Origin of the sequence: Streptomyces sp. NPDC057623 (assembly GCF_042800355.1) — a bacterium.
Lineage (GTDB): Bacteria > Actinomycetota > Actinomycetes > Streptomycetales > Streptomycetaceae > Streptomyces.
The window spans coordinates 1-3,856 of record NZ_JBHVGZ010000160.1; the positions used below are offsets into that span (position 1 = coordinate 1).

The 3,856-nt window shown below is 68.3% G+C and carries 4 protein-coding genes; all 4 read right to left on the bottom strand.

What is annotated here, in order from left to right:
- Nucleotides 1–148: 148 nt before the first annotated feature.
- Genes ACFU95_RS50755 through ACFU95_RS50770 form a run of 4 tightly spaced genes read right to left on the bottom strand, consistent with a single transcriptional unit; the run spans nucleotide 149 to nucleotide 3,684 of the window.
- Entirely contained in the window at nucleotides 149–655 is a 507-nt protein-coding gene (locus ACFU95_RS50755; RefSeq protein WP_383844677.1) for a GNAT family N-acetyltransferase, read from the bottom strand.
- A gap of 22 nt (nucleotides 656–677) precedes the next feature.
- Nucleotides 678–2,282, bottom strand: coding sequence for a hypothetical protein (locus ACFU95_RS50760; protein WP_383844680.1), 1,605 nt, complete (start codon nucleotides 2,280–2,282; stop codon nucleotides 678–680).
- On the bottom strand, nucleotides 2,279–2,608 hold the full coding sequence (locus ACFU95_RS50765; RefSeq protein ID WP_383844683.1) for a helix-turn-helix domain-containing protein: 330 nt from the start codon (nucleotides 2,606–2,608) through the stop codon (nucleotides 2,279–2,281). Before ACFU95_RS50765 ends, ACFU95_RS50760 begins: the two co-directional genes overlap by 4 nt.
- A complete protein-coding gene (locus ACFU95_RS50770) occupies nucleotides 2,605–3,684 on the bottom strand; it encodes a tyrosine-type recombinase/integrase (RefSeq protein ID WP_383844686.1) in 1,080 nt (359 codons plus the stop codon). The genes ACFU95_RS50765 and ACFU95_RS50770 overlap by 4 nt, the downstream gene beginning before the upstream one ends.
- Between the last annotated feature and the right edge of the window lie 172 nt (nucleotides 3,685–3,856).

A 3,856-nucleotide genomic window follows, 5' to 3' on the forward strand; every position in this document is an offset into this window, starting at 1 on the left:
GAGCCCCGCGAGTTCACGCAAACTGAAGGGTTCTCGGCGGGAACTCAAGGGTCCGTCGTCGTGCTATGCGGAGTTGCTTCCGTGGGTTCGAGGCCAACTCGCGACCTTGCCGTTCCTGGTCCCCTGGACGGGCAGGACGCCGAGCGGGTTAGCCAAGAGGGCGGCGGTAGCGCAACTTGTTGAGAGAAGCCCCACCGGTGGTGTCTTCCACGGCTGCGCCGTCTGCGCGCCAGCCGGCAGCTTCGTAGAAGCGCCGGGCGCGACGATTGTCTTCCAGAACCCACAAGGTGGCTTGCGTGTACTCGGCCTGTTGGAGAGTCGGCAACGTGGCCAGCATCAAGTGCTTCCCGATCCCAGTGCCCCAGACCTCGGGCATCGCGTAAAGCGTGCCGATTTCCGCGACGGCAGGGGTCTCCTGAGACGGGCCGAAACCTGCGAATCCGACGACCCCCGCCTTGGTTTCGGCTACCAGTACTCCTGACCATGGCCATCGTGTCTGCGCGATGCGTGTCTTCCACTCGGACTCTTCGCGGCTTGGGTCCATGGCGTTGAGGTAGTGCTGGGGAACAAGACCGGCAAAGGCCACCTGCCAGGAGCGCACGTAGACGTCGGCGACCGCCGATGCGTCATCAGGCCGTGCCTGTCGAGTCTGCATGGCCGTCATTCTTCAAGTCCCGTCAATGCGGGCCAAGTTCTTTTCCCGAGAGCGATGCCGAGTGCTCGGCTGTCTGTTGGAGTAGTGCCCGTGCGGAGTCCGCGTAGCGCATCGCGGTTTTCTCGTCGAGCCCGAACACCTCGGCGAGGTGGAGCGGGTCGGGACCGTGGGTCAGGGCCTCTTCGAGCTGCCGGTCGACGCGGAGCCGCTCCAGCGTTGCGTCCTGCCCGCGCATCGAGGCACTGATCCAGTGGTTGCTGGCGCGGCTGGTCCTGGTGGCGGTCTGGTTGTTGATCAGCAGGTGCAGGTTCGCGGTGTTCGGCCACCGGTTTCGCCGGTGCTCCAGCCACTCCAGCAGCAGTTTCAAGGTGAGGTCGTCGAGTGGGCGGACGCGTCCGGCGATGGTCAGCCGTCGGTTGCCGAGGTCGACGTCGTCGAGCATGAGCGTGCCGATCTGGGCGACCCGGGCGGCGTGCACCGCGGCGAGAGCGAGGATGAGTCGCGTTGCCGGAGTGGTGGCCGCTGCGACGGACCGGTCGACCTGGGCGGGGACGAGCGGCTGCAGCACGCCGTACTGATATTGGCCGACCTTGATCCGGCTGGTCGGGTTGCGGAAGACCAGTCCGTTCCGTTTGGCCCAGCCGAACAGCGAGCGCAGGGCGACGAGCTGGTCGTGCCGCTGGTGGCCGTGCAGTGTCTTGGCGTGGGTGAGAACGTCGTCGCGGGTCACTTCCCGCAGGTGGTCGTAGCGGATCGACCATTCCAGCAGGGCCGGCCGGACCCGGTTGAGGTAGAGCCAGACCGTGCCTTCGCGTCGCGGGAGGCTGCGGGGGCCACCGTCGCGCAGGACCCGGGTCCAGCGCTCGGCCTCCGAGCGGATGCCGGGTGCGAGACCATCCAGCCTCTCGGCGAGCCAGCCCTCGAAGGAGGGTTCGCTGTCGTCCTCGAAGATCCCCATCTCCTTCAGGACCGTGACGACGTGGCCGACCCGCAGGTCCAGGGACCGCAGCGGGGCGAAGATCTCCGTGTGCCGGATGACGTCGCCCTCGGCGTAACCGGTGAGGACGAGGGCCAGGCCGCGGTTGACGGCGAAGCGGATGCCGCGTCCCCAGCCACGAGCCTCGGCGAGCCGGTGGGCAAGGTACTTCGCCCAGGCCAGCCACGGGCTGGCCAGGTCGGCGTCGGCCGGGTCGAGGCGGCTGTAGTCGCGCGGGACCTGTCCGAACAACGGCAACTGTATCCAGCCGGTATTCGGCCGCCAGGTCGGCGCGGGCGGCGGCTTGCGAGGGGCGCCCCGCCGTCCGCCGCCCTGCCGAGGGGCGGGTGCCGATCCGTTGCGGTGGTGCATGCCCATGAAGAACAGTTGGTGGTGGCGGACCGCGTTGAGGCGGGCCCTCACGTCGGCCTCGGCAGCGGCCTGGCCGCCCAGCCGGGCCTGGCACCAGCACAGACGGCAGAAGTCCCACTTCAGCGGCTGGATGCGGCGGCAGCCTGCGCAGAGGGCCGTCGCGTGGCTGCGGCCGAACATGTAGCAGGCAGGGCAGAGTCGTCCGCTGAAGTCGCCCCAGGCCAGGCAGCCGTCGCAGGAGTCGGTGGGCTTGCAGTAGCCCTTCGGATACCGGCTCATGCAGGCGGCAGCGACCGGCCGTCGCGGCGCTTGGGCACCACCGCCGGAACCGGTGCGGCGGCGCCGACAGCGGTCTGGGTGATGTTCCCCTCGCCGGGGCGGGTGACCTTCTGCGGTTCCGGGATCAGCAGGTCGCCGATGTCACAGCCGAGCACGACGCAGATGACGTCCAGGTCCTCCAGCTTGAGGGAGACCGGCTGGCCGGACCACAGTCCGGACATCTTCCCGGCCGAGATCACCAGGCCGTGCTCGGCCAGGCTCCGCTGGAGCTCGGACGCCTTCCAGATACCCTTGTTCGCGGCAGTCAGCCGCAGGTTCCACCTCATCGGGCCAGTCCTTCCAGCCGCTTCGCGGCCCGTTCCATCCCGGCGACCCAGGCGTCCTCGACCCGGGTCTGCTGCACGTGGATATACCGCATGGTGGTGGCAATCCAGGAATGTCCCAAAACCTCCTGGATTGCGAGCAAGTCCAACCCATTTCCATAGAGCTGGGACGCGCAGAAATGCCGCAGGACGTGCGGCGTCAACTTGTCCGTCCAGCCCGGCAGATGAGTCTCGACGGCGTTGTCGAGACCGCCTCGCAGGGCGTCGTCGCCGACCCGGCGGGCGGAACCGTCGGTGTTCTTCCGTTCGCTTGGGAACAGCGGGGCGCCGGGCCGGGTGTGGTCGTCGTCGAACTGGCCCCACACGTCCTCGATGAACCACCGCAGTGTCCGGTCGGCACCGTTGATCAGCGGCACCATCCGCTCACGCGGCCCCGAGCCGCGGGCACCCTTGCCGTGGCGGACGTGGAGCTTGCCGAAACGGCCCAGGTCCCACTTGATGTCGTCCAGGTCGAGGCCGCATGCCTCGCTCACCCGCAGCCCGACCTGGGACATCAACTTCGCCGCCGTGTAGTTCCGGGCGGTCGGGGCGAACTTCCGGCAAGTCGCCAGCTCGCCGCCCCAGCCCGTGAACAGCGTCCTGATCTCCGGCTCACTCGGCGGGATCCGCAGCTGGGCGTCCTTGGCCCCGCGCGGCCGGTTCATCTCATCGATCGGACACTCGACGACCCGGCCGGTCATCCGGTGGATCTCGACCTTGTGCCGCAGTTCCAGGAACATGAAGTACGTGCTCAGCGCCTGTGACCGACCCAGCCGAGTGCCGCTGGGCGAGTGCCGCAGCACCTTCCCGAAGTACACGTCCGCGTCAGCGGGCTCCATGTCCCACAGTGGCCGGCCGAACCAGGACCTGATCTGATCCAGGTGACCGACGTCCCCGCGGATGGTGCCATCCGCCAGCCCTGCCGAGGCCCGCGCGAGGACGAACCCGGACAGCACGTCGGTCTCGAACCGCTCCAGTTCCTCCGCCGACGCGGGCGCCCAGTGCTCACGCAGGTCCCGTACGACTGCCAGCGCCGCCAACCCGAGCCTCCTCGCCTTCGGCCCGACTGCGGATCGGTCGGACGAGATGAGAACGCTTCAGGATTCCCGAAGTTACGTCACAGGCCAGCAGAGCACACGAAGGAGGAAGAACGCCCTGGCTACGGGGTCAGCGACTCAGCCGGGCTCCAGGGAACTCACGGGATGTCGCACA

Coding starts and splice junctions, on each gene's coding strand:
- ACFU95_RS50755 (WP_383844677.1), bottom strand. CDS start 655: ATGCAGACTCGACAGGCACGGCCTGATGACGCATCGGCGGTCGCCGAC.
- ACFU95_RS50765 (WP_383844683.1), bottom strand. CDS start 2,608: ATGAGGTGGAACCTGCGGCTGACTGCCGCGAACAAGGGTATCTGGAAG.
- ACFU95_RS50760 (WP_383844680.1), bottom strand. CDS start 2,282: ATGAGCCGGTATCCGAAGGGCTACTGCAAGCCCACCGACTCCTGCGAC.